Source organism: Rhizobium sp. 18055, assembly GCF_902706285.1.
In the GTDB taxonomy this organism is placed as follows: Bacteria; Pseudomonadota; Alphaproteobacteria; order Rhizobiales; family Rhizobiaceae; genus Rhizobium.
Window position 1 is genome coordinate 330099 of sequence record NZ_CACSKD010000001.1, and the last position, 24924, is coordinate 355022.

Sequence of the window (24924 nt, forward strand, 5' to 3'; positions counted from 1 at the left end):
TATCTTTGATATGTATCAAATATCCTGATTTACAATATCAGGCCTGCAGCCGGATCATCCGGTAGGACAAGGGTGCGATCTTGGCGCTGAGTTTGCCCTCCGCAAACGCAGTACCGCTGACTTTCACGGGCACGACATTGTCTGGTTTTTCCGCAGTGTTGGTGATGCTGAGATCGGCATGCGAAATCACCTGGTCGTCGATAATCTCAAGCGCACCGAACTCCAGCAGGCTGACATCGAGATCGAGCGTCTCCTTGCCATGGCGGTTGACGATGAAGAAGGTCACCGCCTTGGCATCCTTGTCGTGGACGGCGGAGACATCGAGATACGGCACACTACCGAGGTCCGCGACCTCATAGGTTGGGCTATCAACCATCAGCTTCAGCGCCGTGCCGCGGCCAAAGACCGAGGCGAAGTAGTAGGGATAGAAGATCGTCTGGCGCCAGGCAGCACCGCCAGGTGTCGTCATGATCGGCGCGATGACATTGACGAGCTGCGCCAGGCAAGCGATCTTCACCACATCGGCGCGGTTGATGAAGGTGTTGAGGATGCAGCCGACCTGCAGCACGTCCTCGAAATTATAGTCGTCCTCCAGCAGCGCCGGCGCATGCGGCCAGCCATTGGCGCCGGCGAGCGTTGCCTTGTCGCGCTCCTTGGAGTGATACCAGACGTTCCACTCGTCGAAGGAGATGTAGACGTCCTTGGTCGAACGCTTCTTCGCCTTGATATAGTCGATAACGCCGGCCACTGTGCCGATGTAATTGTCGAGCTCGACGCTGCGGGCGAGGTAATCCGCCGTGTTCTTGGCGCGATTTTCGAAATACATATGCAGCGAGATGAAATCGACCTCGTTGTAGGTGTGATCGAGAACGGTCGCTTCCCATTCGGGATAGGTCGGCATATGCGCGTTGGACGAGCCGCAGACGACCAGTTCCAGAGAACTGTCGAAGGCGCGCATTGCCTTGGCTGTCTCGTGCGCCAGACGGCCATACTCGTCGGCCGTCTTGTGACCGATCTGCCAGGGGCCATCCATCTCGTTGCCGAGGCACCAGAGCTTGACATCCCAGGGTTCGGAACGGCCGTTGGCGATGCGCTTGTCGCTCCACTCGCTGCCGCCGGGATGATTGACGTATTCGAGGAAGTTGCGGGCTTCGTCGAGACCGCGCGAGCCGAGGTTGACGGCCAGCATCATCTCGGTGTTGGCGGAAACACACCAGTCGGCGAACTCATGCATGCCAACCTGGTTGCTTTCGGATGTATGCCAGGCGAGATCGAGGCGAGTCGGGCGGCTCTCCTTCGGGCCGATGCCGTCTTCCCAGTTATAGGCAGAAACGAAGTTGCCGCCGGGATAGCGCACGATCGGAACGTTGAGCTCCTTGACGAGGTCGATGACATCCTGGCGCATGCCGTTTTCGTCGGCGGTCGCATGATCCGGCTCGTAGATGCCGGTGTAGACCGCGCGGCCAAGATGCTCGATGAAGGAGCCGTAGAGCCGCGGGTCGATGTCGGAAATGGTGTATTTGCTGTGCGCGGTAATCGCAGCCTTCATGATATCCTCCACTATATCATTATTTGTGATTTATATCACAATTTGAGATGAATAAAGCGGAAGCTCCCGGCTAGGTCAAGCGTAAAATTCAGAAAATCGGATACGGTCAGCGAGTCTTCAGGCGCAGCAGGATATCCTGATCGTAATTGCCGAAGCCGCGACCGAAAATGTTGATGCCACCGGGGTGCTTGGCATCATCGCGGACACCGATCCGCAGACGAATCGAGTGGTGCTCATCGAGTTTCAACTCGGCCAGCGTGACATTGGAAATGCGTAGTCCATCGACGAAGGCGCCATCATCGTTGATGCGGAAATTCTTCAGCTTGCCGTATTGCGAACCCTTGAGTTTCCACCAATCCGGGGTGAAAACGCCGCGTTTGTCGCCGAAATCGCCAGGAGACGTCCATGTTCCGATATCGGTTCCGTTGACTGTCAGCGTGATGTCGGAAGGCCAGTCGGCGCTGGTGCCAGGCACTTCCGAGCTCAACTCCATGACGAATTCGATCTCGCGGATGCTGGTATTGGTCAGTCGCGCATTGTTGGGGAACTGGTACTCGACATGGCCGCGGGTGAACCAGATCAGCGCCGTTTTCATCCGGTCCGGGTCGAGAAAGGTGCTGGGAACATCGAGCAAACCGATGATGCCATCGACCGAACAGAGCCCGCAGGGCGCCGTCACCTCGAAGCTGGTATAGAGCCCGAGCGGCATCGCCACCTCGATCGCATCCGGTTCGGTTTCCTTGATCTCGTTCTTGAAGACCACCAGGATCTCGTCATAGACGCTGTGGCAGACCTTCTGGTTTCCCTTGCGGGCCTTCTGTGTCTCGGTGCGGATCAGTCCTGCCTCTTCCAGCATCTGCACGTTGGTGGAGACGCTCGACTGCGGAAGCGCAAGGATTTCAGCGATTTCGTTGACGTTCAGCGGTCCTTTTTCATGCAGCAACTTCAGCACGGAAACCCTTGCCGGCGATGCGAGCCCCTTGAGAACCGGCATGCCCTCTTCGGGATCGACGACAAGAAAATTGCGGCTCATGGGATTCCGATCGGCAGGACAGAGATGCGTGATCCTGTTCTATATCAAATATTTTGATTTGTTCAATTGGCCATGTTTCAAACGCCCGGGTGACAGTGCATTACCCCGTTAACGAACTTGGCCGATTGCGCGCCTCGTCCAGTTGCGCGAAAGCCGATGCCGTCTATTTTAGCAGTACAGCGCTTCGCTCAGCCGAACCCGCTGAACGCAATGTGGAGCCTTCGATCTTGAAAGCCGTATTCCTCACCATCCTCGCCTGCTCTGCTGTCATTCTGCCGGCGATGGAATCCGCGCAAGCGGAAGGCTGGCAATCCAATGGCAGGGGAACGAGCACCTGGCACGTCTCGCCGTCGCAAGGCCAATGCAACGTCAGCATAGCGCGCAATCGCGCCAGGCGTGCCGGGTTCGATCGGGTCGATCTGGTCTACAGCGATGAGAATGTCCTGACGTTCAGAGGCCTAATGTCATCAGGCGACCGCGGCGAGATCAGCTTTGCCAACGTCCGCGGCTGCCCCGAAGTCGGCTTCGCTGATCCGCGGCAAGCACAGCCGACACGCTGATCAGAGCCGGCCTGCGAAGCAGCCATTCTCTGACGGAAAAGTTCCGCGACAACGCCGCGGGACTTCTTGAGGCCCCTGACCGGGAGAGAGTTGGTCAGGCTGCCTGCACCTTGCGGCCCGTGCGCGCCCAGGCCGGCAACCAGTCGCCGTGGGCGGCAAGCAGATCGTCTACCATCGACCAGATCTGGTCGAGGTCGAGTTCCGCAGCCGTATGCGGGTCCATCATCGCGGCGTGGTAGATGTGCTCGCGATTTTCGGTCATCAGCGCCTGAACCGTCAGCTCCTGCACATTGATGTTGGTGCGCATCAGCGCGGTGAGCTGTGGTGGCAGTTCGCCGATGAAGGTCGGCTGGATGCCTGATGCATCCACCAGGCACGGCACTTCGGCAGCGCAATTGTACGGCAGCGAGGTGATGCAGCCATTGTTGCGGACGTTGCCGTAGATCACCGATGGTTCGCCGGTCCAGACCGAGTTGATGATCGAGGAGGCATATTCCTTCGACTGCTTGACCTCGATCTTCTCGGCCGAGCGATAGGCTTCCGCCTGCCCCTTCCAGCGCTCGATCTGTTCGATGCAGCGCTTCGGATATTCATCGAGCGGAATGCCGAACTTCTCGATCAGGTCCTCGCGGCCTTCCTTGATGAAGTAGGGCGTATACTCGGCAAAATGCTCCGAGCTTTCGGTAACGAAGTAGCCGAGACGGGTCAGCATCTCGTAGCGCACCTTGTTCGGGCAGCGCGGGTTCCAGGTCGGCTTCGGCGCCCGTCCTTCGCGGTAGCCGCGCACCAGATCCGGGTAGAGGTCCTTGTAGGACCCATCGGGCTGGCGATGCTCGAACTTCAGATAAAAGGCCATGTGGTTGATGCCGGCCGAGCGGTAGCGGATATCCTCGTACGGAATGTCCAGATCCTCGGCCAGTTCCATCGCGGTACCCTGCACCGAGTGGCAGAGACCGACCTGCTTGATGGTTGGATATTTCTCGGCAATCGACCAGGTGTTGATCGCCATCGGGTTGACGTATTGCAGCATGATCGCCTCGGGGCAGACAGCGAGCATGTCCTCGCAGATCTTCCACAGATGCGGCACGGTGCGCAGACCGCGCATGATGCCGCCGACGCCGAGCGTATCGGCGATCGTCTGGCGCAGGCCGTACTTCTTCGGAATCTCGAAGTCCGTAACCGTGCAAGGCTCATAACCGCCTATCTGGAAGGCGACGACCACGAAGTCGGCACCGGCGAGCGCCTTGCGCTGGTCCGAATAGGTCTCGGCCTTTGCCTTGGCGCCCACCGTCGAGATCAGCTTGTTGACGACGATAGCGCTTTCTTCCAGGCGCTGCGGATTGATATCCATCAGCGCGATGGTCGCGCCCGACAGCGCCGGGCGCTGCAGCACGTCGCCGATGATGTTTTTCATGAAGACGGTGGAGCCAGCTCCGATAAACGTGATCTTGGGATTTCTTGCCATAATATCCTCCGGCATGGGCAATCAGGCTACTTCGAAAGCGGCTTTGACGAGCCGTTCGGTGTAGGCGGTCTTGGGATTGGTGAGCACTTCGTTGACGGGTCCCTCTTCCATGATCTTGCCATGCTGCATGACAATCACCCGGTGGCAGAGGGCACGCACGACCTTGAGATCGTGTGAGATGAAGAGATAGCTGAGGCCTCGTTCGTCCTGCAGCTTGTGCAGCAGTTCGATGATCTGCGCCTGGACCGAGAGGTCGAGCGCCGAGGTCGGTTCGTCGAGCAGGATGAATTCCGGCTCGAGCGCGATGGCACGGGCAATGGCGATGCGCTGGCGCTGGCCGCCCGAAAACTCGTGCGGGAAGCGCGACAGGATGTTGCCGGGCATGCCGGCTGCAGTCAGCGCCTCGCGGACACGGTCGAGCCGCTCGGCCTTGTTGGCGCCGAGCTTGTTGACGACAAGGCCCTCCTCGATGATCTGGCCGATCGTCATGCGCGGGTTGAGCGAGGAGAACGGGTCCTGGAAGACGATCTGCATGCGCGAGCGCAGCGGCCGCATCTCGGCGCGCGACTTGCCGTGGATCGGCTGCCGGTCGAAGTAGATTTCGCCATTGTCGGCGTCGTTCAGGCGCAGCAGCGCCTGGCCGAACGTCGTCTTGCCGGACCCGGATTCGCCAACGATACCCAGCGTCTCGTGCTTGCGCAGCGTCAGGCCGAGACTGTCGACGGCGACCAGCTCCTTGAGCTCCGGCTTGAAGAAGGTGCCGTGCCGCATCATGAACGAGACGCGGACGTTCTTGGCATCGAGGATGACTGCGGACCCCTCGGGCAAAGGGTTGGCCTGCCCGCTCGGTTCCGAGCTCAGCAGATGCTTGGTGTAGGCATGCTGCGGATTGGCGAACAGCTTTTCCGTGGTGTTGTGCTCGCGCATCTCGCCGTGCTGCATCACGTAGACATAGTCGGAAAACTGCCGCACGACGGTCAGGTCATGGGTGATCAGGATCACCGCCATCCGCATTTCCTTCTGCAGGTTGCGGATCAGGTTGAGGATCTGCGCCTGGACGGTGACGTCGAGTGCCGTCGTCGGCTCGTCGGCGATCAGCACGTCGGGCTCGTTGGAGAGCGCCATGGCGATCATCACCCGCTGGCGCTGGCCGCCGGAGAGCTGGTGCGGATATTGCCGCAGGCGCGCTTCCGGATCGGGGATCTGAACGTGCTTCAGCAGTTCCAGCGCACGCGCATAGGCCTGCCTCTTGCTCATCTTCTGATGTACCCGGATCGCCTCGACGATCTGGCTGCCGATCGTGTAGATCGGGTTGAGAGAGCTCATCGGCTCCTGGAAGATCATCGAGATCCGGTCGCCACGCAGCTTGCGTCGCTCGCGCTCGGAGTATTTCAGGATATTGGAACCGTCATATTCAACGGTGGACTTTGGAGCGATCACGGCGCGCTTCGACAGGAGCCCCATGACGGTTCTGGCGGTCACGGATTTCCCAGATCCGGATTCGCCGACGATGGCGATGGTTTCACCGCGGTAGAGCTGGAAGGAAATATCCTTTACCGCCTCCACCGTGCCGTGCTCGACCTTGAAGTTGACGCCGATGTTGCGGGCATCGATGACGGGGCTTTCCGTGCGGCCTTCGTGATCGAGGCGGACGGGAGGGGCAAACGAGTTGACGAGTGCAAGAGCCATGTTCTTCACCTCAATAAGGATCGACGGCATCGCGCAGACCGTCGCCCAGCGCATTGAACGCAAAGACTGTGATCAGGACGAAGCCGACGGGCGCCAGGATCCATGGATAGGTGCCGATGACGGAATAGTTGGCCGTATCCTGCAGCATCAGACCCCAGGAGATCAGCGGCGGCTTCACGGCAAAGCCGAGGAAGCCGAGGAAGGATTCGAGCAGCACGACGCTCGGAATGTGCAGCGTCACCGCAACGATGACGTGGCTCATCACGTTCGGGAAGATGTGCTGGAAGATGATGCGCCGATCGGTGGCGCCGACGGCCATCGCAGCGCGGACATAGTCGATGCGGGCGAGCGCCAGCGTCTTGCCGCGCACTTCGCGTGACATCTGCGCCCAGCCGAGCGCCGACATGACGATGATCACGAAGCCGAGGAAGACATTGGTCGGCGCCGTCACCGGGATCAGAGAGGTCAGCGCCAGATAGAGTGGCAGCTGCGGGAAGGCCAGCACCACTTCGACGAAGCGCTGCACCCAGGTATCGAACGAGCCACCGAAATAGCCGGAGACCATGCCGACCGTGGTACCGATGACGGTGACGATGAAGACGACAGTGAGGGCGATGGTCAGCGATATCCGTGAGCCGATGATGGCTCGGGACAGCACATCACGGCCGAACTTGTCGGTACCGAGGAAATGCACCGGCTGGCCATCAACCGAGCCGAAGAAGTGGCGGCTGGCCGGAATGAGACCGAAGAGCTTGTATTCGGCACCCTTGACGAAGAAGCCGAGATTGCGCGGATTGTCGTAGTCAGGGCCGACGATCGGCTGGAAAGTGACGGGATCGAGTTCCTCGGATTCGCCAAGCGCATAGACACGCGGCGGGAAGGTGAGGCTACCCTCCTTGTCGTGGAAGCTGATCATCTGCGGCGGCGCGAAGCCGACATCGGTCGCCTTCGGGTCCATCGGTGCGAAGAAATCCGCAAAGATCGACATCAGGATCAGCACGCAGACGAGGATGAGACCGATCATGCCTGTCCAGGAGCGCCGCAGACGGCGCCAGACCAGCGACAGATAGCTTTCATTGCCGCCGGGCAGGTTCTTGACGGTTTCCTCGTGCGGGGGCGGAGGCGCGGAATCGAAGGCGAGCATATCAGGCTCCTCCGTACTGGCGGACACGCGGGTCCAGCATGGCTAGAAGCAGGTCGGCGATGATGTTGCCGACAATCAGCGTGGCGGAGAGCACCATCATGAAGGTGGCCGTGACATAGACGTCACCGACCGCCATGGAACCGACGATGGCTGGACCGACCGTGGGCAGCGAGAAGATGATCGCCGTCTCGATTTCGCCCGTCAGCATGTAGGGAAGCACGACGCCCTGGTACATGACGAGTGGATGCAGCGCATTCGGCACCGCATGGCGCATAACGACGGCACTCCCCGACAAACCCTTGGCCTTCGCCGTTTCGACATATTGCGCATTCAGCGTATCGAGCAGATTGCCGCGCATGACGCGCATGTTGTAGGCGAGGCCGCCGAAGGTGGCGATGGCGACAACAGGCCAGACGTGGTGGACGAGGTCGGCGAACTTGCCCCAGGACCATGGCGCTCCGCCATATTGCGGCGAGAAGAAGCTGCCGATCTCCGAGACGTTGAAATGGAACACCATCAGGTAGACGATGATCAGCGCCATCAGGAAGCGCGGCACCGTCATGCCGAGGAAAGAGATGCCGGAGAGCAGGCTGTCGATCCAGGAATACTGGCGTGTGGCCGCCCAGATACCGAAGCCGATGCCGAGCACCGATGCGAAGATGTGGCAGACCAGCGCCAGGAGCAGCGTGCGCGGCAGGCGCTCGCCGACAACATCGGCCACGGGCTTGTTGTAGTACATGCTGTAGCCGAAATCGCCCTGGGTCACGATGCCCTTGATCCAGGCAAAGTACTGGATGACCATCGGCTGATCGAGACCGTGGGCGACGCGGTAGGCCTGCGCCTGCTCTTCGGCCTGGGCAAAGGACGCGCCGCTCTGGTTGATCAGCTGGGAACGGATATAATCGGCATAGTCGCCGGGCGGTGCCTGGATGATCGCGAAGGTCACGATACTGAGGATGATCAGCACCGGGATCGCGGAGGCTATGCGCACGAGCAGAAATCGGAACATCGGAGGGTTCGCCTCTCCTTGCGGCCTGTCGCGCCATATCGGTGCGCCCGGCTTGTTGATCTTCGCCGGCCGCGCATCACGCGCGGCCGGTCATGTTTTTTGGGAGGGGAACGCTTAGTTGATCGGGCCTTTTTCGCCGGGCTTGCCGGGCAGCTGCTGTGGGAACAGCTCGAACTTGCCCTGCTTGTCGGCAGCCACCCACAGACGTTCGCGGATGACGGAATCTTCGGCCCAGTTGAACATGAAGATCGGAGTACCCTCGGGCACGTTCGAGAAGCGCTTGTTGATGATCAGCGCACCCGGATATTCCGTGAGGCCGACCGTATCGACATTCTCGGTCGCGATCTTCTGGTACTGCTTCATCAGGGCGACGCGCTCGTCATTGTCCTGGCTGGTGCGGAACTTGTTGACGACTTCGACCAGCTGCTGCTCGTAAGGCATCAGGTCAAGCTTGTCGTCCTTGCCGGCGCGGTGCTGCCAGCTGGTGCGCGGACCCACGGGAGCGAGCTGCTCGGTGTTCTGCACCACGGAGGCAAGCTCCGTCGGGTTGCGCTGGATCAGCCAGTCGAAACGGCCGCCGTAATGGGCGTCGTCGCGCTTCGGCCCATCAAGCGCATTGATGATGACCTTGATCCCGAGCTTCTCCATCTGCCCCACCACGCCTTCAGCAAGGCTCTTGTCTGTCGTGTAGGTGTTGTTGACGAGAAGCACGACTTCGAGGTTCTTGCCGCCTTCGGTCGCAGCCGGGAAGTTCACGAAGCCATCGCCGTCCGTATCCTTCAGCCCGACCTTTTCGAGCAGCGCCTTGGCGCCCTTGAGATCGAACGGATAGTAGACCACCGAGTTGCGATCGTAGAAGCTGGTGCCTGACGACAAGCCGCCCGGATAGATCGCCGTGAACGGACCCTTGACCAGCGAGTCACCGATCGCCTTGCGGTCTAGCGCCATGGTGATGGCCTTGCGGAAGTCCTCGTTGCGGTTCAGCTCCCGGATCGCCTGGCTGCGTGAATCGGGTTCGCCCCAGCCATTGGCCGAGAAGTTCATGCGCATGTTGTAGCCGATCAGGCGCGGACCGAAGGCAAGGCGAGCAGGTGCGGTCTTGTCGGCGGCGCGCTTCAGCGACGCGACGAAGTTCTCCGGCTGCTCCAGGTTGGAAATGTCGCCTGAGCCGGCAACGGCCTGCACGTCACGGTCAGCCCAGGTGGAGAGCTTGTAGTGCAGCTCGTTGAGGTAAGGCAGCTGGTTGCCCTTCTCGTCGACCTTCCAGTAGTAAGGGTTGCGGCGCATGACGATGATATCGTCCGCACGATATTCGACCGGCACCCAGCCCCCCATGACCGGCATGTTCATGAACTCGGGCGGGAACGCATTCTTGAACTGGTCGTAGGTGTTCTTTGAATACTTCGGATGCTGCGGCTTCAGGATATGCGATGGGCCCGGGCAAAAATTCGGGTAGGCCATCGTGTAGAGATACTGCTTCGGGAAGGCTTCCTTGAAGGTCCACTCGACGGTGTAATCATCGATCTTCTTCAGCGTCGTGCCGATACCGAACGCTTCCGGCGAGGCGCCACCGCCGAGCGGCGAGACGTTCGGATCAACGACTTCGTCTTCCCAGTAGAACATGATGTCGTCAGCACCAAAAGGCGCGCCGTCGGACCACTTGGCACCTTCGACCAGATGCATCGTCAGCTTGTGGCCGTCTTCCGACCAATCCCAGCTCTTGGCAAGGTTCGGCAACGGTTCGGTGTCCTTGGCCTCAACCTGGAACAGCGGTGCGGTGCGCGTCAGGCACTCGGAGAGGCCGATGTCGATGCCGCCCCAGCCCTGTGTCTGGCCGGCGCCATAGTTCCAGCCTTCCGGCCGGCCGCCGATGACGTGGCGCAGCGTATCGCCATAGACGCCGACGCCATCCACCATGTTGTCGGTCTTGAAGACCAGCGGTTCCTTGGGCAGGCGGTCCTTGACCGGCGGCAGCTTGCCGCTATCGACGAAATTCTTCGTGACCCAATCCGGCTCGTGATATTCAGGCAGCGCCTTGAATTCCTCGATCGAATCTCTGGATACGTATTTGATCTTGCCTTCGGCCGGAAACTGCGGCGGAACCGGCGGAGCGCTCGGATCGGCGGCGTATGCGCTCAAAGCCGAGACCGACACACTCAGCGCCAGTCCGGCAAGCACGCCGATGTTGCGGAAATTTCTCATCGTCTCTCCCTCTTGTTACGAGGCGCTTTGGGCGACCCCGGTTCTCCTCAAACGATCCGGAGACGGGCTTGCGGCGATGGGTTCCCTCCCGGAGCCCCATCGCCACCCGTCCTCCGGGAAATTATACGGCCTGCTTCAGCGCCGCCTTCTCGGCACGCAACTCGTCGATCGAGCGAACATTGCGGCGTGCCGCACCGGCCCAGTCGCGGGTCTTGACCGTGGACTTCGTCAGTCGCTCCTTGGCGGCCGGAACGGCGTCTGCATATTGCGGCAGCCAACGGGCCTGGGCGACGACCATTTCATCGACCATCTGCCAAACCTCCTCAGGTGTCGAGACCGCACCGACCAGCGGGTCATGCAGCACGGCGAGCTTCAGGAGATCGATATCACCGGTGACGGCCGCATGAACCGACATGCGCTGGACGTTGATCGATGCCATGCAGGTGGCAGCGCAGGCTTCCGGAATGGTGATGCCGGAGACCATGTTGATGCCGAAGCGATCGACGAAGCCGGGCGATTCGATGATCGCATCGGCTGGCAGGTTGGCGATGACGCCGTTGTTCTTCAGGTTGAAGTGACCGCGGTAGACGCGACCGGTTTCCAGTGCCTCAAGGATATGGCTGGCATGCTCGTTCGAACGCTTCGACACGTCGATCGGTTCTTCGGCGGATGCCAGGAACTGCGGGAATTCCGTCTCGAACCAGTTGCGGGTCTCGGTGGAGTGGCGCAGATAGCCGCCGGTTTCGCCGTGGATCCAGTCGGACATGTCGATCCACTTGGTGATCTCTTCCGGCCGCTTGCGGTACCAGGGAAGGTACTCCGACAGGTGGCCGTTGCTCTCGGTCGAGTAGACGCCGAAGCGCTTCAGCACGTCGATACGCAGCTTTTCCTGCTGCGAGAACACCGGATGCGCCTCGAAGCCGGCAACCAGCTCGTCCTTGCCGATCTTGCGGCCGTTGAGGCGCAGATCGACGAACCATGTCTGGTGGTTGATGCCCGAGCAGATGTAATCGAGTTCGGAGAGCGACTTGGCGCCAAGCACCTCGGCGATCTGTTCGGCGCCATGCTGCACACCGTGGCACAGGCCGACCGTATCGACCTTGCCGTATTCGATCGCAGCCCAGGTGTTCATGGCCATCGGGTTTGCGTAATTCAGGAACTTCGCGCCGGGCTCGGCGACCTCGCGGATGTCCTTGCAGAAGTCGAGGATGACGGGAATGTTGCGCTGGCCATAGAGAATGCCGCCCGCACAGATCGTGTCACCGACGCACTGGTCGATGCCGTATTTCAGCGGAATACGGATATCGTCGGCATAGGCTTCGAGACCGCCAACACGCACGCAGCTGATGATGTAGCGTGCACCGCTCAGCGCCTCGCGGCGGTTGGTCGTCGCCGTCACCTTGGTTGGCAGCTTGTTGGACGAGACGATCGTGTCAAGGATTTGCTTGATCATCTGCAGATTGTGTTCGCTCATGTCGGTGAGCGCGAACTCGACGTCCTGAAATTCAGGAACGCACAGGATGTCCGTGAATAGCTTTTTCGTGAAGCCGACGCTGCCAGCGCCGATGATAGCGATTTTGAAACTCATGATCTTTACCTCGATGCGATCAGAATGCCGGCAATGGATGACGAGAAGAAGAATTAGACCCAGACTTGCGCGCCGGGCCAAAAAAGGCCAGAAATCCGGCTTATTCTCCTCCCCGCTGCTCCTCTGTGCAGGCGGTGCTCTCTCTCTTGGGGCGGATTATGCGTATATTCGGCGAGGCCGCCAGAGAAGGATTATGCTTTCATGGGTAATTCTGTGCTGCAGAAATTGATCGACAACGGACCGGCGATGCGGACCGTTTCGCTGCCGCGCGGCCGACAATCCCTGCACACCATGCCCACCAGCACGGGTTACGAGCAGCGCAGGGATGCCACCTATGACTGGGACGGCCGCAAGCGCGGCCAGACACCATTCACCGTGCTGCAGCACACGATCAGCGGCGCGGGGAATCTGCGCTACGAGAATCGCACGCTGCGGGTCAAAGAAGGAGAAACGCTGCTGGTGCTGGTGCCGCACAATCATCGCTACTGGCTCGATGACGGCGACAGCTGGGAGTTCTTCTGGATATCGATGAACGGCGACGAGGCACTGCGCATCCACCGCTCCATCCTGGCGGTGACGGGGCCGATCCTCAAGCTCCAGCCGCAGACGATCGAGCATCTCGCCGACTGCAGCCTGCGCCTGATCAACGGCGCCGAGACGCCAGGGCTGGCCTCTGCGATAGCGTATGAATCCGCCATGGCGCTCTATGACGACGTGTTCGGCTCACACCCGGTGTTCAGCGAGGAATACCGGACCATGCAGCATGTCATCGACTACATCACCGACAATCTGGAAAAGCCCCTGCCCGTCGAGGACCTCGCCAATGTAGCAGGCCTCAGCCGGGCGCATTTCTCGCGGATGTTTGCGGCAAACGAGGGCCTGCCACCGGCCGAGTACGTGCTGCAGAAGCGGCTGAAGCGCGCCGTCAAGCTGTTGACGAAGACCGCCAACATGCCGGTCAAGGAGGTGGCGATCCGCTCCGGCTTCGAGGATGCCAACTATTTCTCCAAGGTGTTTCGCCGTGTCTACGGCACCAACCCGACGGAATTCCGCACCACCGGCATGTATGCCAGCGTCGGCAAGGTCCGCTGACGCCAGCATTGACGGCTGGGAACAGCCGGGACGACATGCGGCGCGGGAATAACGTGCGCGGCGCGCTTCGGTCTGTTCACTCCGCGAGCTTTTCTGGCTGATCATCAGGACCGCTATCCGAGACCGGCTTTGTCGATGGCAGCGGTCGCGAACCGACATAAGCGGCACAGCAGGCGATCAAAATCCCGACAGAGAGCGCGAGCACCAGCCCGGGCCTGACAGTGACAAAGAAGATCACGTAGCCAGAGAGCATGCCGATCAGCGCCATGGCTTTGGCGCGCCCCGAAATCGCCCCCTGGTCGCGCCACGCCCGCAAGGTTGGCCCGAACCTCGGGTGGTTGAGCACCCAGGCTTCCAGACGCGGCGACGAGCGGGTAAAGCACCATACGGCGAGGATCAGGAAAATGGTCGTCGGCATCAGCGGCAGCAGCGCGCCGATGAAGGCGAGTACCAGCATCAATATGCCAAGGACCAGGTATCCTGCGCGCAAAGTATAAGAGGTGATGCGGCCAGGCGTCACGATTGCCTTCCAATCCAGGTTAGATGGTGTGGATAGCGCCTTTCCCTCGCGCCGTCGAGCGTCGCGGCATGACGATGCGCTGACCGCCACGCGGAAGCAGCAGGTGGCCGCTGCCCAACGTTTATCGACGGAATGGCTCGCCAAGCGTGTGCATCAGACGGTTGGCAAGGTGCCGACCCGCCCGAGGACGACGTCGGCTGCAGCCTCGTCATTCCGCGGCCTGCCCCAACGCGTCAGGCCGCACAGCACGGAATTCCGGCGCATCGGGAAACAGGTTGTGACGAAGGGCAACCAGAGCCATGCGGGTCGCCTGTGCCGCTGACGACCCGGCGGGCGATTGAACGGCATCGAGAGATTTGTCGAGGGCGATAAGCAACTCCCGTCCGGGCTGGGCTTCCGTCAGACGCCGCCGATCCCGGTAATACGTCCCGATGGCATCGAGAACGGCATCAACGGCTTGTCGTTCATCGCGCAGCAGCAGCCCCTTCTGGCCCTGCAGCCCAATCACATTGATCCCGACACGTGTGTCTTTCAGCATATCGCTGGCAAGGATCGGAGAGTCTCCCGGAATCGAAGCCATACGCGGAGCAAGAAGGGAGATCCTGTCGAGCATCCTGTGAAGCAGGCGCTGAAGATCCGGAGTCTGCGACCTGCGCGCCGCGCCGGATATATCCGCCCATCCAGCCCGCAGCAGGCGCCGCGCGCTCCATTCGCTGCCAACCGACCGGACAATGGACGCTACGCCAAGAGCCAGGATCGTTCCGAGAACGGTGGCGAGATTTGTGTTCACGAAAGACGCGAGATCAAGACTTGGCCGCGACTGCAGCGTCAGCATCGTTGGGATGTTGGTAGATATCCCCATGCCGATCAGGAACGTCGAGGGCTTTGCGATCAGCAGCCCGAGCGGCAGAAAGAGAAAGGCGAGAGCCAGCGCCAAAGAAGAGAAGCCATTGAGCAGCGGCATAACCGAGAAGATAAATATGAAGCTCAAAGCCATGGCAAACAAGGAGTAGGTGAGGAACTTCCGTATGATCGGCGTGGGATTGTCCATCGTCGCGAAGAAGCAGATCAGAATGCCCGCAATGACAGGCGCTCCGCCGCCGCTGCTCCAGCCGGTCATGATCCAGAACGCCGTTCCCAGGATAATCGCAAGTGCGGCGGAGAAACCGGAGAACAGCGCCATGCCATAATCCCTGTGAATGGGCCGTTCGGTGTTTTCGCCGAAGCGCCGATTGAAGCGGCTGCGCGGATACCTTGCGCCGGAGGCAATTTCCTGGCGAAGTGCGAGACAATCGCTCCATATTTGCAGCACATCGCGCAGATGTGCACTGAAATCCAGAATCAGGAGCCCCTGCCAATCGGATGATGCATTCGCCTGCCGCTTGAGCGCCGTCAGCTGCGCCAGCATGGACAGGCGTTGTTCCTCCGGCAGCGCATCACCGCTGTTCAGCCATGACGTGACCTCTTTGATCAGGCGTTCTGTCTTGTCGGTTGGCAGATGCCCGGCTCTCGCCATTGCCAACTGGACATCAGCAAGGCCGGAAATGACCGGCAGGAGCGTTACCATCAAGACCTGCAGCTCGCGCGATCGGCCGACAAGCTGGCGATGGGTGGACGTGTCGTAGGAGACATGCGTCGTGAACATCCGTATATCGGCCGCCTCGGCAGCAAGGCGCCGGGTGGTCTTTGCCAAGGTCGGATCGGCAGAACGCCCCGCCAGCGCTGCCACGACCAGAGCCGAGCCATCCTTCAGCCATGCGTCGATGCGCGATGCCAATATGGGACCGGCGTGACGGGGGAAAACCAACCGGTTGATCAGCGCAGTGCAAATGATCGCCACCGAGATTTCGATCACTCGCGACGTGGCATAGGTGAAGGCATTTTCAGGATTGGCCACCAACGGGAAGCTGGCGAGTGCAACCGTATAGCCCGCCAGCATGAAGCTGTAGCTGCGCGGCGTGCGATCAAGCAGGCTGACCGCCAGACAACCACCAACCCACAGGGCGACCGCAAGCGTCAGAAGTTCAGGTGAATTGACCAGGTTGGGCACGAGGACGATCGTCACCGCACCACCGACCGCGGTCCCGATCAACCGGTAGGCAGCCTTGGACGTGCTTGCCCCCGAGAGCGGATTTGCCACGATATAGACGGTGGTGAACGCCCAATAGGGATTGGGTAGGTCAAAACACAGCGCAATGAACAGCGCGAGCACAGCTGCCGCGAAGGTCTTGATCGAAAAAACCATGTCCCAGAAATCGGGAACCCAGGTGAGTTTGTTGGTTGCCATATGCTTGAGAAAGGCCGCTTCTCGGTCGCCGGAAAACGGTCGGAGACGTATCCGTCCGCCAGCGGTATTTACATCGTATACGTATTATTTGCATACAATCCAAAACGACACAATATGCTTTACTCACTCGCGCCCTCCCGCTAGCGCTTTTCATGCAACGGAGTGCGTTGCGAAAAAGGGGCAGATATGGCGGACGAGCATTCGAGGACTTTGACCCGAAGGGCCGCGGTGACATCCGGCCTGCTGCAGGCCGGCAGCGTCTGGAAGCGGATGGCGGAAAAGGCGCTCGCAGACGACGGCATATCGTCGTCGCGTGCAAATCTGCTGCTATGGATCAGCCGCTCCGGCGGCGGCGCAAGGCAGGTCCAACTCGCCGAAAGCCTCGGGCTGGCAAGCCAGTCTCTCGTTCGGCTTTTGGACGAAATGAACGCGAGCGGCCATGTCGAACGCAGAGAAGACACCGGGGATCGGCGAGCAAACACCATATGGTTGACGACGCAGGGACAAGAATTGGCTGATCGCGTGGAACTGGTGATCGGCTCCTTGAGAGACAGGGTCCTCCATAATATCGACGACAGCGATATCGAGGCAGCGCACCGAGTATTCGATGCGATCGTCCGTGCAAGTAGTCAATACTCTTCCACTGGTTGAGCCTCCAGCAGACAACAGGGTATCCGAGACCTTTCCGCAACACTTCGCGTCGCAAAGCAGAAATCGTCGCTCAATCGGAATGTGACTGGAATGCAAGCTATTGCCTGAGAGGAATTAGTGTTATAAACGTTAGGCAAAGCATATAATACTATACCGGGGGAACGCCCTTCAGTGTACCTGCACCATGATGATGTCAGGATTGAAGGACAATGCAAAACGCAACTACTGGTCTTGATCAGCGAGATCACAAGATACTTTTCGTATCGCGAATTCTTGGATATGCCTTCGCATTTATGCTGATTTTCATCATCGCCATGGCGATGATCCCCAACCAGTTCTTCATCGTATCGACACGTGCGGTGATCAACGCTCCCGTGCAAATGATTGCCTCGCCGATTTACGGCAGGGTGGACAAAATTTCCTTGCAGGTTGGACAGGTCGTCAATCTTGGCGACGTGATGGCCACGGTTTCAAACCCCAACCAAGACCAGACGTCCCTGACCGGGCTCCGGCTCGAGAAGCTGGACCTCGCGGAAAAGCTCGCCAACACGACGAGCGTAGTGGCCGAGCGCACCGAACAGCTTAACAAGGTCAAGGTCCAGATCGAAAGCGTCAAGGCCGGGGTGCTGAGCGAACTGGCTGCAGTGATCGACAACTCCCAATTCAACGTGCAGACCTATCAGGCCCGCCTCAGCGAGCAGGACGCACTTCTGCAGCGACAACTGGTGATGCTGAAGAAAAAGATGGTGTCCGACGCCAGCCTGGAGCCGCAGCGCCAGAAGCGAAATGCGGCTCAAGCCGAGCTTGAATCCGCCAAGGGCGAGTTGCGTCGCAACGAGATCGTCCAGTCACTCGTCGGGCGCGATATCTACACTGGCGGCACGGTTGCCGCCAATCTGCTGACACTCGAGATGCAGCGCACGAAGCTTGCCGGCGATATTGCCGAAGACAATATCGAGCTGAACCAGATGAGCGAACGCAAGATTCAGGTCGACAATCTGATTGGCCGCGAAGAAGGGCGATTGGGCAAGACCGGCGCCGCCGAAGTCACCGCTGAACGCCACGGACAGATCGTCAGCGTCGACGCCTCATTCGGCGATTTCGTCATGCAGGGCCAGCCTGTGGCCAAGTCGCTCGACTGCACCGAGGCGTTTGCCGCCGCGGTCTATAGAAGCCGCGATGTAACCGGGCTTGAGATCGGCATGCCGGCGATGGTCAATTTCCGCAGCCTCGGCGTCAAGCGAAGCGGTCATATCTATAAGATCGTCCGGTACTTCAACTCGGGGCCTGAAAACCGCTACTTTGCGAAGTTCCCGGAAGCAGAGGGCCACGAGGTCTATGTTCTGGTCAAGGTCGATGAGCCGACGGCCGAAGACGGTAGCGTCGCCCAGCAGAACAACGACAAGTTCTTCGGATGCCATGTGGGCGAGGACGTCATTGTTTCCCTCGGCGAAACGATCACGTCGCGCATCGCACGCTACTCGAGAGCCGCAGTCGCAAGCCTTGCTTCGCCGGCCGGCATACTCTCTGCATCCACGTCTCTGGACAAGTCCACCGGACCGCGTCTCCCGTCCACCAAGACTGCAACACCATAGGAAGCTGAGCCCGACGTTTGTCTGCGTATCGCGAGGGGCAGAAATGAAGCGGATAAGATGGCTGATGCATAATATCAGGCATGCGGTGCTTGCGCTGATCGGAGGAGCCATGCTCGCTGTCGCATCGACAGGCGACGTGGCGCAGGCCGCAGATGGGTCGCACAATGAGCTTGCCTGCAAGCTTTGCGACGGCTTGGCGGCCAAGATGAGCGGCGAAGTTGAGCAGCCTTTCGTGTTCCGAAGCTTCGAGCCGTCAAACGGCGGCTCGGCGCTTCACCCGGCGCTGGAAAATACCGGATTCACCTATGACAACGCACTGGCGATGATGGCGCTTTACGGCTGCCAGCGAAAAGCCGAGGCCAAACGCGTTGCCGATGCGTTGGTCGTGGCACTTGAGACAGACCGGCATTATCACGATGGACGCCTGCGCAATGCCTATCGGTCGGGACCAGTGATCCCCGGCAAGGAAGGCATGCTGCTACCCGGATATTGGAACACCGCCAGCAACTCCTGGATCGAGGACGGCTACCAGGTCGGAACCGCGACCGGCAGCACGGCATGGGGCGCCCTGGCACTGCTGATGGCATATGAGGAGACAGATCAGCAGGCCTATCTTGATGCTGCGCAAAAGATCATGGACTGGATCCATCGCAGCACCACGGATCCGAAGAATGTCGGCTACTTCGGCGGCTTCTTCGGCCACGAACCGACACCCGACCGGATGACGTGGAAATCGACGGAGCACAATCTCGATGTCTATGCTGCAGACAGCTGGCTCGCGCGCGTCGATGCGGGCGGTGACTGGAGCCATGATGGAGAAAGCGCGCTGGATTTTCTCAAAGTCATGTGGAACGACGGCGAAGGTCGATTTTATATCGGCAGCGCCGAGAACAGCAATGCGCCGAACGTCGCCATGTCGGGGCTGGACGCCCAGCTTTGGCCGCTGATCGCCGTTCCTGATTTCAAATCCAAGGCCGACCGGGTCATGGAATGGACCGATCTCAACCACGGCGTCGAGGGTGGCTACGATTTCAACAGCGACCGCGACGGCGTGTGGCTGGAAGGTACCGCGCAGGCGGCGCTGGTGCTGCGACTGACCGGCCATCCCGACAAGGCCGAGCCGTTGTTCACGACCATCGCGGCGCAGATGGCGCCTGGGGGTCTTGTCTACGCCACGGAAAACGAACAGCTGACCACTGGCCTTCAAGTGGGGCCGAACTCGGCTCCCGGCGATTTCAAATACTACCGTCTGCCGCATATCGGCGCGACCGGCTGGGCTGTCCTGGCCGCTCTCGACCTCAACCCATTTGTCGGCCGCGCAGGCCAGACGCCGAGCAGCAAGGATAGTCCATGTCCCCCGAAGTAGTCACACTGTCGGACAGTATTCTGTTCTCGATGCTGGCAATCGTGCTGATCCTCGGATGCGCATGGCTGCTTGATAGCAACCGCGGCAAGGACCGGGCCATCTTCGGCACGATCCTGATCGTCATGCTGTTGAATTATCTCTATTTCCGCGTCACCAAGACCTTGCCGGATTTCGAATGGAGCGCCTACGCCATCTGGCCGCGGATCTACCTCTCCTTCGAAGTCGTGGTGATCTTCTATACGGTCCTGTCGATCATCTTCTTCTTCCGGCGCACCAACCACAGCGGCGCCGCGGATGAAAGCGAAGCGCTGATCGATCGGACACCACGGCACCCCGCGGTCGATGTGTTCATCTGCACCTACAATGAAGAACTGTCGATTCTCGAGCGGACAATTCTTGCCGCCAAGGCAATCGACTACAGCAACTTCACGGTCTGGGTGCTGGACGACGGACGCCGCGACTGGCTGGAAGACTATTGCCTTGAGATCGGTGTGAAATATCTGCGGCGCGGCGACAATATCGGCGCCAAAGGCGGCAATATCAACAACGCGATCAGACAGTCGGCCGAAGAGACGAACGCGCCCTTCATTCTTATTCTCGACGCCGACTTTGCGCCCCAGCGCGGTATTTTGAAGCGCACTGTCGGCCAGTTCGTCGATACCGAGATCGGCCTGATCCAGACACCGCAGTTCTACTACAATGCGGACCCGGTTCAGCATAACCTGCTGGCTTCAAAGGCCTGGGTCGACGATCAGCGCATCTTCTTCGACGTCATGCAGCCATCGAAGGATGGATGGGGCGCCGCCTTCTGCGTCGGAACCTCCTGCATCGTTCGCCGCGATGCCCTGGCCCTGATCGGCGGCATGCCGCAGGAGACCGTGACCGAAGACATTCACCTGACCTACCGGCTGATGCAGAAGGGCCTGAAGACCCGCTGGCTGAACGAGCGCCTCAGCGTCGGCCTGTCGGCAGAGAGCCTGTCCGGCTATATCACCCAGCGTTGCCGCTGGTGCCTCGGCACCATACAGGTCGCGCTTCTGAAGGACGGACCGTTCTTCGGCCGTGGCTACAGCATGATGCAGCGCCTGCACTATTTCCACGGCCTGCTTTTCTGGTTTTGCCGGCCGTTCATTCTGCTGTTGATGGCAGCCCCGCTGCTGTACTACTTCCTCGGCCTGCCGGCGATCCGGATGGAGCCTGAGGCATTCTTCCTTTATGCGCTGCCGATGGTGGCTGGCATGTGGGCGTTCCACTCGTGGGTCTCCGGGCGCCGCAGCCTGCCTTTGTTCACGGAGGTCTCGCAGATGGTCTCGGCGATCCCGATCACCATTGCGCTCGTCCATGCGCTGTTCCATCCCTTCGGGCGCCCCTTCAAGGTAACGGCCAAGGGTGAGGATCGCGGGCGCGTCGAAATCCTCTATCCGATCGCCGCCACGTTCTTCTGCATCATTGTTCTGACATTCATCGGCATGCTGAACGGTCCGCTGATGGGAACCTACAACGATCTCGACGGCTTCAGCGTCGCCTGGGGCATGGTCGTGATGGTATATGCCTTCGTCTCCATGCTTGTCTGCATCGAGCTTCCGCGCGCACCACTGGACAAGCTGGAGCTGACGCTGGCACGCGAGGGGCATGTTGCGGGCGGCGGCAGGTCCTTGCCATGCATGATCGATACGATCTCGGTGAACACCGCTGCGATCACGATGAAGGAGGAAATGGAACTCGGCAAGATGCGCCTCGGCGACGTCCTGATCTTCTCTCCATTCCCCGACTTCGATGTTGCCGGACAGGTGAAAAGTCTCGACAAGAGCAAGTCCGGCATATCGATGTCCATCGTCGCCGTCCGCGACCGCCGGAATGACTGGGATATCAAGAGAGATCCGGAAGAGATCAGGAAGAAGATGGTCCAGCGGCTGTTCAGCGAAATGCCGGAGGTCATGCCTGCACGCGCTTATCCGCTTGCAGCAATTCGGGGTTTGACCCAGCGCATGTTCGCGCGCCCATCGACATTTGTCGGGACGGCGGAGCCCTACACCATCGCGGCAAATCTGAACGTCAAGCAGGCATCCCGCAATGTCCAAAAACGGCGTTTCTTCACCCCAAAAGTTCCGCTGCTGCAGATCGGTGGACAAGGCATCGCGCCACCCATGGCGGGCGAATAAGCCCGCCATTTCACGCCGCGGCATCGGTGCGGTGAATGCGCCGGCGTTGACGGCCGCCGACATCGAACGGGCCTTCGATTGGCGTCAGATCTCAGATATCAGCGCCAGCCAAGCGCCGGCGCGACGTGCGTCAGGATCGCCTCGATCACATGGGCATTGTAGTCGACGCCGAGTTGGTTCGGGACGGTCAGCAACAGCGTGTCGGCTTCCGCGATCGCCTCATCCCTGGCAAGCTGCTCGATCAACGCATCAGGCTCGGCGGCATAGCTGCGACCGAAGATCGCCCTCGTCTTCTCGTCGATGAACCCGATCTTGTCGTCACCCTGGCCGTTGCCGCCGAAATAGGCGCGGTCACGATCATCCACCAGCGCAAAGATGCTGCGGCTGACGGAGACGCGCGGCGTGCGCTTGTGTCCGGCTGCAGCCCATGCCTCCCGGTAGACGCGGATCTGATCGGCCTGCTGGACGTGGAAGGGAAGTCCGCTCTCGTCATCCTTGAGCGTCGAGCTCTGCAGGTTCATGCCGCGCTCTGCCGCCCAGACCGCGGTGGCATTCGAGCCGGAGCCCCACCAGATGCGTTCGCGCAACCCGTCGGAATGCGGCTCGAGACGCAGAAGGCCGGGCGGGTTGGGGAACATCGGCCGCGGATTGGGCTGGCCAAAACCTTCGCCGCGCAGCACATCCAGCAGAACTTCGGCATGCCGCCGTCCCATATCGGCGTCCGAACCGCCCTCCTCCGGCTGATAGCCGAAGTAGCGCCATCCCTCGATCACCTGCTCGGGAGAGCCGCGGCTGATACCGAGCTGCAAACGGCCACCGGCGATGAGGTCGGCGGCACCCGCGTCCTCAGCCATGTAAAGCGGGTTCTCGTAGCGCATGTCGATGACGCCAGTGCCGATCTCGATCCGGCTGGTCTTGGCACCGACCGCGGCCAGAAGCGGAAACGGCGAGGCGAGTTGCCGGGCGAAATGGTGCGCGCGGAAATAGGCGCCGTCGGCGCCAAGCTCCTCGGCCGCCACGGCCAGATCGATCGACTGAAGAAGCGCGTCACCTGCCGAGCGGGTCTGCGATTGCGACGAGGGCGTCCAATGCCCGAATGAAAGGAAACCGATTTTCTTCATGGATCTGCACCGTGGGAGCGTAAGGAACGTGATTGGGGTTTCATCGCACAGTTCGCCATCGCGATACAGCACGTGCGACCGGAGAAGCAACTCCAACACGAGCGGCAAGGGCGAATTTCAAACCTCCAGAATCGAAAAAGCCTGCCGCGGGAGGAGGTGCGGCAGGCTTTCGAAAAGAACCGAACAGCAGCTGGGAGGAGGAGTGCTGCTATTCCCTCAGACGTCCCTGGGAGGAGGAGTGGGTCGTCTGAACCACGAAGCTTTGCGGGAGGAGGTGCATCGCTTCGATGAAATTGACTATACTGAAATTCTGGTCGATTTCGAGGCATTTTGTTGCAGTGCAGTTATGCGCAAAGCGCACAGCTGAAAATCCGCCCCCAATGACTGCAATATGGAACGCAGAACGCCCGCTCTGAAAAGAGCGGGCGTTCTGCAAAATGACGGAATGATCGTGAGATCAGCGAGCGATCGAAGCGCGGGCGACGGTGCGGATATCGCCACGGTCGATGCCGAGATCGCTGAGTTCGCGGTTGGTCATGCGACCAAGTTCGGTAACCGTCTGACGGTACTTGCGCCAGTTGTTCAGGCTGCGTGCTACGTTCATGATGATCCCCTTTCCTGAGGTTCGTTGACGTCAGCAACCTTGATTGGCCCCGGCGTCCTCTGATGTCGCTAATATAGCGACCTCCCCTGCCCGATAACAGCGACAATGCTTCACGCCACCCATGCGCGAAATGCAACGGTTGGCAGCTTATGCGCAAATGCTGAAAACTCAGGCTCTGAAGCGATCGAACGCCGTCAGACGCTTCATCGGCGGGTCGGCATCCGGCCAGCGGTAGATCTCTGCCCTGAGATAGCCGAGTTCATCATCGACAGCCGCGTCGTCCACTTCGATCCACCAGGATTTCGGACGACCATCACTGCCATCCGACCAGCGATAGCCGCGGGATTTGAGGTGGTCCTTCATATCGAAAGGGCTGTTTTCGGCATAAACGCGAACGCGTGCGCGCTGGCTGGCATCATAGAGTTCAGCAAACGCAGTCCGTGAACCGGCATCCGGCTGTTGCCCAAGCACCTGCAGAAGCGCGAAACAATCATCGACGGCACGGTGGCCTTCGTGAAAGTAACCGGCCTGACCGACGAGGTAACCAAGCTTCGTACCTTCGAAACCGCGCGCCGACCAATCGACTTCGGCATTCGAGCAAGCCCATGCCTTGCCTGCAAAAATCGGCGAAAAGGCTTCGCAGAATGGCCGGTCGAAACCGGCATTGTGAGCGATGATCAGATCGGCGGGGTCTATCAGCGCTTTCAGCGCCGCGATATCGATCGATCGGCCGGCGACCATGTCGTCGGTGATGCCGGTGAGTTTGGTGATATCGGATGGAATTGCGACTGTCGGCTGCTGCAATCCGCTGTAAATGCTGGTCACATCGCCGATATTGCCACCTTCGTCGAAGGTGAAGGCGATGGCGCCGATTTCGATGATCTCGTCCTTGCGGTGGTTGAGGCCGGTGGTTTCGGTATCGAGAATGACACCGCGGAGCGGGAAACCAGGGCGGACCGTTGTGGCGACAGCGCGCGGCTCAAGCTTCTTGAGTATCCGGTAGCGCCCTGTTTCCAGCAGGCAATCGACCATACCCTGCTCATTGATCTCGACAGGCGCCGGGCGCTTCAATGGCGCCTTGCGAGCCGATTGGGCCGAAGCTTGATTTGCCCCGCCTGTGAACATGTCGAACTGCTCTGCCATTTCCACTGATCTCTGTCGTCGTCTATGCCTGATGTATGTCGTCGCTGCGCTCGAAGGATGAGCACCATAGGTCGGTCAATCGCGCCATCGTCACGTGCGAATCGTCCGGATATACCCGTAAAAAACAATGGAAGAATTGAGACC

General features: G+C 60.0%; 19 protein-coding genes. 6 read left to right on the forward strand and 13 right to left on the reverse strand.

The window, feature by feature from the left end; all coding sequences use genetic code 11:
• Positions 1-37: 37 nt before the first annotated feature.
• The gene (locus GVL52_RS01480) at positions 38-1549 is read right to left on the reverse strand and encodes an alpha-N-arabinofuranosidase (protein ID WP_160003481.1); all 1512 of its coding nucleotides are present in this window, start codon (positions 1547-1549) and stop codon (positions 38-40) included.
• A 106-nt stretch (positions 1550-1655) separates the two neighbouring features.
• Positions 1656-2582 (reverse strand): transcriptional regulator, encoded by a 927-nt coding sequence (locus GVL52_RS01485; RefSeq protein ID WP_160003482.1) that lies wholly within the window; start codon positions 2580-2582, stop codon positions 1656-1658.
• Positions 2583-2809: 227 nt separating this feature from the next.
• Here GVL52_RS01485 and GVL52_RS01490 point away from each other — a divergent pair, with 227 nt between their 5' ends.
• Positions 2810-3142 (forward strand): hypothetical protein, encoded by a 333-nt coding sequence (locus GVL52_RS01490; protein ID WP_244619056.1) that lies wholly within the window; start codon positions 2810-2812, stop codon positions 3140-3142.
• Positions 3143-3236: 94 nt separating this feature from the next.
• On the opposite strand, the gene GVL52_RS01495 is transcribed toward GVL52_RS01490, so the two are convergent.
• The 6 genes from GVL52_RS01495 to GVL52_RS01520 all read right to left on the reverse strand — a co-directional run bounded on the left by GVL52_RS01495 (position 3237) and on the right by GVL52_RS01520 (position 12239).
• The gene (locus GVL52_RS01495; RefSeq protein ID WP_160003483.1) at positions 3237-4607 is read right to left on the reverse strand and encodes an alpha-glucosidase/alpha-galactosidase; all 1371 of its coding nucleotides are present in this window, start codon (positions 4605-4607) and stop codon (positions 3237-3239) included.
• A gap of 21 nt (positions 4608-4628) precedes the next feature.
• Positions 4629-6296: an ABC transporter ATP-binding protein gene (locus GVL52_RS01500; protein ID WP_160003484.1), complete on the reverse strand. Its 1668-nt coding sequence runs from the start codon at positions 6294-6296 to the stop codon at positions 4629-4631.
• Between the two features lie 10 nt (positions 6297-6306).
• Positions 6307-7440 (reverse strand): ABC transporter permease, encoded by a 1134-nt coding sequence (locus tag GVL52_RS01505; protein ID WP_160003485.1) that lies wholly within the window; start codon positions 7438-7440, stop codon positions 6307-6309.
• Between the two features lies 1 nt (position 7441).
• Positions 7442-8449 (reverse strand): ABC transporter permease, encoded by a 1008-nt coding sequence (locus GVL52_RS01510; protein ID WP_160003486.1) that lies wholly within the window; start codon positions 8447-8449, stop codon positions 7442-7444.
• A 114-nt stretch (positions 8450-8563) separates the two neighbouring features.
• Positions 8564-10651, reverse strand: a complete 2088-nt coding sequence (locus GVL52_RS01515) for an ABC transporter substrate-binding protein (RefSeq protein WP_160003487.1) — start codon at positions 10649-10651, stop codon at positions 8564-8566.
• Positions 10652-10772: 121 nt separating this feature from the next.
• Positions 10773-12239: an alpha-glucosidase/alpha-galactosidase gene (locus GVL52_RS01520; protein ID WP_160003488.1), complete on the reverse strand. Its 1467-nt coding sequence runs from the start codon at positions 12237-12239 to the stop codon at positions 10773-10775.
• A 201-nt stretch (positions 12240-12440) separates the two neighbouring features.
• Between GVL52_RS01520 and GVL52_RS01525 the strand changes: the two genes are divergently transcribed.
• Positions 12441-13331 carry an AraC family transcriptional regulator gene (locus GVL52_RS01525; RefSeq protein ID WP_160003489.1) on the forward strand — a complete coding sequence of 297 codons (891 nt, stop codon included), beginning with the start codon at positions 12441-12443 and terminating at the stop codon, positions 13329-13331.
• A gap of 76 nt (positions 13332-13407) precedes the next feature.
• Here GVL52_RS01525 and GVL52_RS01530 read toward each other — a convergent pair whose 3' ends face one another.
• Entirely contained in the window at positions 13408-13851 is a 444-nt protein-coding gene (locus GVL52_RS01530) for a YbaN family protein (RefSeq protein WP_306440345.1), read from the reverse strand.
• 208 nt (positions 13852-14059) lie between these two features.
• The gene (locus GVL52_RS01535; protein ID WP_160003490.1) at positions 14060-16138 is read right to left on the reverse strand and encodes an FUSC family protein; all 2079 of its coding nucleotides are present in this window, start codon (positions 16136-16138) and stop codon (positions 14060-14062) included.
• Between the two features lie 228 nt (positions 16139-16366).
• Here GVL52_RS01535 and GVL52_RS01540 point away from each other — a divergent pair, with 228 nt between their 5' ends.
• The 4 genes from GVL52_RS01540 to GVL52_RS01555 all read left to right on the forward strand — a co-directional run bounded on the left by GVL52_RS01540 (position 16367) and on the right by GVL52_RS01555 (position 21912).
• On the forward strand, positions 16367-16789 hold the full coding sequence (locus GVL52_RS01540) for a MarR family winged helix-turn-helix transcriptional regulator (RefSeq protein ID WP_244619057.1): 423 nt from the start codon (positions 16367-16369) through the stop codon (positions 16787-16789).
• Between the two features lie 293 nt (positions 16790-17082).
• Positions 17083-18384, forward strand: coding sequence for an HlyD family secretion protein (locus tag GVL52_RS01545; protein ID WP_244619058.1), 1302 nt, complete (start codon positions 17083-17085; stop codon positions 18382-18384).
• A gap of 64 nt (positions 18385-18448) precedes the next feature.
• On the forward strand, positions 18449-19750 hold the full coding sequence (locus GVL52_RS01550; RefSeq protein ID WP_160003493.1) for a hypothetical protein: 1302 nt from the start codon (positions 18449-18451) through the stop codon (positions 19748-19750).
• A complete protein-coding gene (locus tag GVL52_RS01555) occupies positions 19735-21912 on the forward strand; it encodes a glycosyltransferase (protein WP_160003494.1) in 2178 nt (725 codons plus the stop codon). Before GVL52_RS01550 ends, GVL52_RS01555 begins: the two co-directional genes overlap by 16 nt.
• 98 nt (positions 21913-22010) lie before the next feature.
• Here the strand turns inward: GVL52_RS01555 and GVL52_RS01560 are convergent, their stop codons facing one another.
• From GVL52_RS01560 to GVL52_RS01570, 3 genes are all read right to left on the reverse strand, one after another.
• The gene (locus tag GVL52_RS01560) at positions 22011-23033 is read right to left on the reverse strand and encodes an LLM class flavin-dependent oxidoreductase (RefSeq protein ID WP_160003495.1); all 1023 of its coding nucleotides are present in this window, start codon (positions 23031-23033) and stop codon (positions 22011-22013) included.
• 457 nt (positions 23034-23490) lie between these two features.
• A complete protein-coding gene (locus tag GVL52_RS01565) occupies positions 23491-23637 on the reverse strand; it encodes a DUF1127 domain-containing protein (protein ID WP_160003496.1) in 147 nt (48 codons plus the stop codon).
• 168 nt (positions 23638-23805) lie between these two features.
• On the reverse strand, positions 23806-24780 hold the full coding sequence (locus tag GVL52_RS01570; protein WP_200847738.1) for a 3'-5' exonuclease: 975 nt from the start codon (positions 24778-24780) through the stop codon (positions 23806-23808).
• Positions 24781-24924 lie beyond the last annotated feature (144 nt).

What these genes read in the sequence shown, in the direction of transcription:
- GVL52_RS01480 (WP_160003481.1), bottom strand. Translation starts at nt 1,549, where the DNA reads ATGAAGGCTGCGATTACCGCGCACAGCAAATACACCATTTCCGACATC.
- GVL52_RS01485 (WP_160003482.1), bottom strand. Translation starts at nt 2,582, where the DNA reads ATGAGCCGCAATTTTCTTGTCGTCGATCCCGAAGAGGGCATGCCGGTT.
- GVL52_RS01495 (WP_160003483.1), bottom strand. Translation starts at nt 4,607, where the DNA reads ATGGCAAGAAATCCCAAGATCACGTTTATCGGAGCTGGCTCCACCGTC.
- GVL52_RS01500 (WP_160003484.1), bottom strand. Translation starts at nt 6,296, where the DNA reads ATGGCTCTTGCACTCGTCAACTCGTTTGCCCCTCCCGTCCGCCTCGAT.
- GVL52_RS01505 (WP_160003485.1), bottom strand. Translation starts at nt 7,440, where the DNA reads ATGCTCGCCTTCGATTCCGCGCCTCCGCCCCCGCACGAGGAAACCGTC.
- GVL52_RS01510 (WP_160003486.1), bottom strand. Translation starts at nt 8,449, where the DNA reads ATGTTCCGATTTCTGCTCGTGCGCATAGCCTCCGCGATCCCGGTGCTG.
- GVL52_RS01515 (WP_160003487.1), bottom strand. Translation starts at nt 10,651, where the DNA reads ATGAGAAATTTCCGCAACATCGGCGTGCTTGCCGGACTGGCGCTGAGT.
- GVL52_RS01520 (WP_160003488.1), bottom strand. Translation starts at nt 12,239, where the DNA reads ATGAGTTTCAAAATCGCTATCATCGGCGCTGGCAGCGTCGGCTTCACG.
- GVL52_RS01525 (WP_160003489.1), top strand. Translation starts at nt 12,441, where the DNA reads ATGGGTAATTCTGTGCTGCAGAAATTGATCGACAACGGACCGGCGATG.
- GVL52_RS01535 (WP_160003490.1), bottom strand. Translation starts at nt 16,138, where the DNA reads ATGGCAACCAACAAACTCACCTGGGTTCCCGATTTCTGGGACATGGTT.
- GVL52_RS01545 (WP_244619058.1), top strand. Translation starts at nt 17,083, where the DNA reads ATGCTGATTTTCATCATCGCCATGGCGATGATCCCCAACCAGTTCTTC.
- GVL52_RS01550 (WP_160003493.1), top strand. Translation starts at nt 18,449, where the DNA reads ATGCATAATATCAGGCATGCGGTGCTTGCGCTGATCGGAGGAGCCATG.
- GVL52_RS01555 (WP_160003494.1), top strand. Translation starts at nt 19,735, where the DNA reads ATGTCCCCCGAAGTAGTCACACTGTCGGACAGTATTCTGTTCTCGATG.
- GVL52_RS01560 (WP_160003495.1), bottom strand. Translation starts at nt 23,033, where the DNA reads ATGAAGAAAATCGGTTTCCTTTCATTCGGGCATTGGACGCCCTCGTCG.
- GVL52_RS01565 (WP_160003496.1), bottom strand. Translation starts at nt 23,637, where the DNA reads ATGAACGTAGCACGCAGCCTGAACAACTGGCGCAAGTACCGTCAGACG.
- GVL52_RS01570 (WP_200847738.1), bottom strand. Translation starts at nt 24,780, where the DNA reads ATGGCAGAGCAGTTCGACATGTTCACAGGCGGGGCAAATCAAGCTTCG.